This is a genomic window from Methylobacterium haplocladii (assembly GCF_007992175.1).
GTDB classification, from domain to species: Bacteria; Pseudomonadota; Alphaproteobacteria; order Rhizobiales; family Beijerinckiaceae; genus Methylobacterium; species Methylobacterium haplocladii.
Map to the genome: position 1 here is coordinate 1 of NZ_BJZT01000073.1, position 5,582 is coordinate 5,582.

Genomic DNA, 5,582 nt, shown 5'->3' on the forward strand with positions numbered 1-5,582 from the left:
TAGGTGTTTGATCCCGCGGTGTGGTGATACGGTTGAGCACCATGCTGCGAGGGAAGCGCTATGGGCCAAGTTCTCCATGGAAGCGCCACCACGACGGAGGCAGTCCGTCGTGCGATCCAGCTACGTGAAGAGAGCGTAAGGGCGCTGGCCCGGCGCTACAGCGTCAGTCCGACGACGGTGCAGAAGTGGCGCAAACGGGCGACGACGGCGGATGCCCGGATGGGACCCAAGGAGCCGCGCTCCACCGTGCTCACGGTCGAGGAGGAGGCGATCATCGTCGCTTTCCGACGGCACACGCTGCTCCCGCTCGACGATTGCCTCTATGGCCTGCAACCGACGATCCCGCACCTGACCCGGTCGTCGCTGCATCGCTGTCTGGAACGGCACGGCATCAGCCGACTGCCCGAGATCGACGGCGACAAACCCAAGAAGCAGCGCTTTGCGAGTTACGCCATCGGCTACGTCCACATCGACATCGCCGAGGTCAGCACCGCTGAGGGCAAGCTCAGGCTGTTCGTGGCCATCGACCGAACCAGCAAATTCGTCGTCGTGCGGCTGGTCGAGAGCGCCGGCAAGATGGAGGCCGCTCAGTTCCTCCGCGACTTCATCGAAGCGGTGCCTTATCGCATCCACACTGTGCTCACGGACAACGGCATTCAGTTCACGTCACGCCAGCGGGACATCTACGACAGTCAGCACATCTTCGATCGTGTCTGCGACGAGCATGGCATCGAGCACCGTCTGACCAAGGTGAACCACCCTTGGACCAACGGGCAAGTCGAGCGAATCAACCGTACGATCAAGGACGCGACGGTCAAACGCTACCACTACGACAGCCATGCTCAGCTGAGAACGCATCTGCATCTGTTCGTCGATGCCTACAACCATGCCCGCAGGCTCAAGACGCTGCGCGGCCTGACGCCCACCGAGTTCATCCTGAACGCCTGGACGAAAGAGCCCGATCGCTTCAGGCTCGATCCGTCACACCTCATCCCGGGACCGTACACCTAAGCCTGGGCATTTCTGTTGGCCCCCGAATTCAGATAGCGTCAGGCGTATCAGCAAGAACCCAGCTCGGACGTTTGCGCGCTGTTTGGGAGCCTCCCCAGCCTCCTGGCAGCCACGGTGACGACCTCCCCCGGCCTCAGCCGCGACCTTCTTGTCTGTCGGCCAGCCGCCTCAGTAAAGTGGAGCCAGAGTGGGTACGGAGCGACGACCGTGGGCGAAGACGATCCGATTGAACTCAACTGGCGATCGGTCCCTGCTTCAAATCCGGTAGAGCGTGTCGCCCGCGCCCTGTGTGCCCATGATGGCCTCAACCCGGATACGCTGGTGTTCCTTGATCGACGAGAGCGTGTTGTTGGTCACGACGGCATTGCTGAAATGCGCCCCGCGACTGATCCAGCCTGGAAACGATATGCTAAGGAAGCAGGCCGGTTGGTTGCGGCCTTCGAGGCCTATCAAGAGGTCTGAACCGATCCTCAGCCGTCCGCCGCAACCGACCGCGGTTTTGCAAACCGCCAATCCCACGAGGATCCCTTTCAGAGCTGGGATGACGCTGGAGCGCGTGGCACTACAGCGCGCACTCGGCAAACCGCGGCAGACTGTCCTCGTCGAGAGCTTCAACGAGCGGTTACGCAACCGGTGTCTGCACGATTATCGCTTCGGGAGCCTGCTGGCGGCCCGGGCCATCGTCGAGCCGTGCGGGTCGACCACAATCCCTCCCGAACTTGAGCGGGTCCCAGGCCAAATAGCACGACGATGAGCGCCGACTACATCATCGTCTAAGGATCCTTAGATTTGAAATCCGTGCAGTCAAGATTGTTGCGCAAAAGATAGATCGGTGACGTTTCAATCAGTAAAAATGTAAGCGAACACTTTAAGGCGACCGCCTCAGGTATCGATCGTATCGGATTTAGAGCTATCATTCTGGATATCGGATCATCTCGTTTTGGTGGTTCGATCAAATAGGAGATTAGCAACGTCTATTCATTGTATAAAAAACTACACAAATCATAACTTTGTCCAATAGCAGTGATAACTATGACAACTAACAGCGCGGCTTATGTGTTTGATTTGTCGGGAGCCGCAAGTGCTCCAAGATTGCCGTGTTTCGATCGCAGCCAAATCCTGTAGAGATGCTTTGCAGGTGGGCCTTGCTCCAGCGGTGCAATTCGCGTCTGATCGCAGGAATGTTCGGAGGACAGCTTTGCGCGCCATCACGGTATCGATAATTGGAGCTCTGATGGCAGCTACGAGCGCTGTGTCGGCGCAACCATCACCGAACGGTCCGCCGTCCACCATTCGCCCTGCATCCGGTCCCACCGATTTCTCTGTCGTCCGTAAGCAATTCGACATGGATTCGATGAAGCGGGCCGAAGCCGATCGAGTCCGCGATGCACGAATCAGCAAGTCGATGGGAACAATTTGCACCGGATGTCAGCCTGCTACTGTGCGATCAGAGCGAGACCGGAAACAGAGCCGAATCGCACATTAATGACGTGTATCCGTCGCGTCCGAGCCGTTTTTTTCGCCTTGGAGGGTCGCGTGGCCGCGGCAGGCGCGTTCAGAGTCGCGGAATTTGCCCGCAATCACACCCGCCGCGAACCGGCCTTCTGAAGCCGTTGCACCGAGGAGTGGGGCCGGTAATTAACTGGCTGCGCAGACCGTGGGCAACGAGCGCTACAGGCTGCTGGTGATTTGCAACCTGAGATAGGTTTAGCGGGTCGGGCCTGAGTGCCGGCTTTCGCCCGGCCGCCCGCGTCTGCCGCGTCGCCGGTTCGCGCTGCGAAGCTGGCAGCGCGGGGTGCCCTGCGATCCTACCGAAGCCACGTTCCTCGGAACGTTAGCGTGCCATGGAAGACGAGCTTGCCCGTCTCGTCCAACACCTCAGCCACAAACTCGCGGTGATCGCCGTCCGGCAGCTTGTCTTTGGCGATGTGCGCTAACGTGCCGACAGCCTCGTCGCCGGCTTGCCGGTCGTGCTCAAACTCGGAGCCCTCCTCGTCCGGGTAGCCCTCCCCATTATCGAAGATCTCGAAGTAGTAGCGTGGCACGCTCGCCTCCAGCTCGGAATCCCGCTGACCAACATGAACGGGGCTGTTTGGTTCACTGCGGGATGAGGCTGACGGCGAGAACCGCGAGCGGCGTCAGCCCAACGAGATCCAGAGGAAGGCGTCGGCCAATTTTTCGTTTGCCGAGCTCGGCCGCCGGTCGCGGACATGATCGCCTTCATCGACGACCATCGCAGTGCCTGCGGGGTCGAGCCGATCTGCACGGCTGGCGGGCGTCACGGACCACCCATGCCGGATTCGTGTTCGATGCCCTGGAGCAGGACCTGCACGAACGCCGGCCCCTCCGGGGCTGCGGGCTCGTGCAGCAGCGCGACAGAGGGAGCCCGTACATGTTGAAGCGCTATACGGAGCGGCTTGCGAAAGCGGGCGTCGAGCCCTCGGTCGGCAGCGTCTGCGACCCTTGCTACAACGCCTTGGCCGAGACGATCAACGGCCTGTTCAAGGCCGAGGTGATCCATCGACGCGGTCCGTGGCGGTCCTTCGAAGCGGTCGAGTTCGCCACCCTCGAATGGGTCGATTGGTTCGACACCCGCCACCGGCTCGAACCGATCGGCAACCTACCTCCCGCCGAGGCCGAAGCGCGCTACTTTGCTCAGACCGATGTACAAGCCTTGGCCGCCAGACCCAAACCGAATGGCCTCCGGGAAACCCGGAGCGGTTCACATCAGCCCCCGCAGATCGATCGCGACACCTTGTCGGACCGATGATCGCAACCCTCACCGAATGCGCATTTCGGGACATTTGCCGGAAATCGTTTTGCGCAAGCCGCTGGCGTCCCGCTCATGTTGCACCGCTGGAGGAATGGTGCCACGAACCGATGCGCACATCGTCGAGGCCTTCGAAACGGTCAAAAGCGAGTGTCGGTCGGGTGGCGGGCGCTGGCCTGATCGCGGCCGTTGATCAATCGCCGTGCTGTGTGGATGTCGTCTAGCATCATAGCAGCGAACAGCTGGAGCGGATATCATTCGGCTCAAAGAGGCGTAAAGTTGGATGACAATATATCTCGCCACTTTTGACATGAAAGCAATGTCGCACGATTATGCTGCTCTCTACGAGCATCTGCAAGTTATTGACGCTCACCAAGCGCAATCTTCTGCTTGGATGATTGAGGCCGAATCTACAATTATTGAGCTAAGTAATCATCTGCTTGCATTGATGGACAAGGACGATAGTCTGTTGATTATAGAAATCACAAAATCGACTCACTGGGCCGCAACGCATCTGTCGGAGCAAACGGGTGAGTGGCTTATAAAACGCAGGCCATAGCTTAATATGCCTTGCAGAGGCTTTGAACGGCCAGCGCCGAAGCGCTTAATCGCAAGACACTCGGTGTCCTGATCGCAGGGTCTCGGTGTCGACCTGATAAGGCTTCAGTGCTTTGACGGCCAGAAGGCGCTCCCGCCAAGCCGTTTCTTCCACTCAGGCCAACAAGCACGCCACGCCCCCAGATGACCTCATCCCGCGCGCAAGGCGATTGTGTCTGTCAACCTGAAATGGATCGAGTCTAAATTTTCGGTGGAGCCATTCTCGGCACGAATTGTCTCGACGTAAACTATTCAATCTAAGGAAAATTTCGATGGAGCTTGAGCCGCTGGCCGGGGTGGATCTTATGCGTCGCCGTGGCGCAACCCGTACGCTGTTTATCTATTTCACCTCACTTCAATTGGACTGGGACCAAAATTCTCTGCCCTGGCGTTTCGATTTTGTAAATACAGCAATAAAATACAATCAAAATGCAATTTTTGTCAGAGATCGCAGCAATCTTTGGTATCAGTATGGCCTACCGCACGTCGCTCAAAATGTCGTCGGGCTGGCTAAGATCATTAAAGACGAGACAAGATCGTTCGATCGTATCGTTTGTATTGGGCCTTCGATGGGGGGATACGCCGCGTTGCTATTCGGTCATCTTCTAGAGGCAGACCTCGCCTTTGGTATATCGCCGCAAATCCGCATAGGGCGTACATACAGTCAGGAACTCAGCGATCCGCGCTTTGAGGCGTGGTATGCTCCACTTGAGTCGGGCAGTCCTACACCACAATTTTTTGCACTGGATCAAGTCCTTCCCGTTGAAGGTTATGTTCGCTATCATGTGATTGTCGGATCGGACGCGTGGGTCGATCACCAGCATGCCAATCTGATTTCAAGTCGCCCCGATTTCAAATTGATACAAGCCGAAAATTGCGGGCATAACGATGTTGGCGCTTGGTGTCTAAATCACAATCTGTTTTTCGATATAGATTAATAAATACTTAGATCACTACGCCGAAGGCATTAAAATTTGCAAAATATATGATTCTGAGACCGACATGGCGCGTGAGAGCGTGTGTTTGACTGGAGAAGATCTTCCCAAGGCGCGCCGTCGTATTGGCACCCCGAAATCTCGACGCCGAGAGGTCGGGAAGCACCGTGTCATTGCCGGTTTGGTTGCCCCTGTAAAGGGCGAGCAATGTCGAGAGGATCAGGATGACGTGACCGGCTGGCTTTGGACCGGGCTGATTGAGAGGATCC

Annotated in this window: 6 protein-coding genes, 1 pseudogene and 1 other annotated feature; of the genes and pseudogenes, 6 read left to right on the top strand and 1 reads right to left on the bottom strand. The window is 57.6% G+C overall.

Annotation, left to right across the window (positions count from 1 at the left end; translation table 11 throughout):
* Nucleotides 1-60 precede the first annotated feature (60 nt).
* Nucleotides 61-1,011, top strand: coding sequence for an IS481 family transposase (locus tag MHA02_RS21720; RefSeq protein ID WP_147082650.1), 951 nt, complete (start codon nt 61-63; stop codon nt 1,009-1,011).
* Between the two features lie 207 nt (nt 1,012-1,218).
* On the top strand, nt 1,219-1,473 hold the full coding sequence (locus MHA02_RS21725; protein WP_147082652.1) for a hypothetical protein: 255 nt from the start codon (nt 1,219-1,221) through the stop codon (nt 1,471-1,473).
* Nucleotides 1,474-2,819: 1,346 nt separating this feature from the next.
* Here the strand turns inward: MHA02_RS21725 and MHA02_RS21730 are convergent.
* On the bottom strand, nt 2,820-3,056 hold the full coding sequence (locus MHA02_RS21730; RefSeq protein WP_147082654.1) for a DUF6894 family protein: 237 nt from the start codon (nt 3,054-3,056) through the stop codon (nt 2,820-2,822).
* A gap of 123 nt (nt 3,057-3,179) precedes the next feature.
* Nucleotides 3,180-3,294 (top strand) — a sequence feature (AL1L pseudoknot).
* Here MHA02_RS21730 and MHA02_RS21735 point away from each other — a divergent pair.
* From MHA02_RS21735 to MHA02_RS22520, 4 genes and pseudogenes are all read left to right on the top strand, one after another.
* Nucleotides 3,278-3,781: pseudogene (locus tag MHA02_RS21735) on the top strand (integrase core domain-containing protein); the annotation flags it as partial. (Overlaps the previous feature by 17 nt.)
* A 283-nt stretch (nt 3,782-4,064) precedes the next feature.
* Nucleotides 4,065-4,340 (top strand): hypothetical protein, encoded by a 276-nt coding sequence (locus tag MHA02_RS21740; RefSeq protein WP_147082656.1) that lies wholly within the window; start codon nt 4,065-4,067, stop codon nt 4,338-4,340.
* Between the two features lie 310 nt (nt 4,341-4,650).
* Nucleotides 4,651-5,316 carry an alpha/beta hydrolase gene (locus MHA02_RS21745; protein WP_147082658.1) on the top strand — a complete coding sequence of 222 codons (666 nt, stop codon included), beginning with the start codon at nt 4,651-4,653 and terminating at the stop codon, nt 5,314-5,316.
* Between the two features lie 64 nt (nt 5,317-5,380).
* Nucleotides 5,381-5,582 (top strand): hypothetical protein (locus MHA02_RS22520; RefSeq protein ID WP_210245106.1); only part of this gene is annotated, 202 nt, incomplete at its 3' end.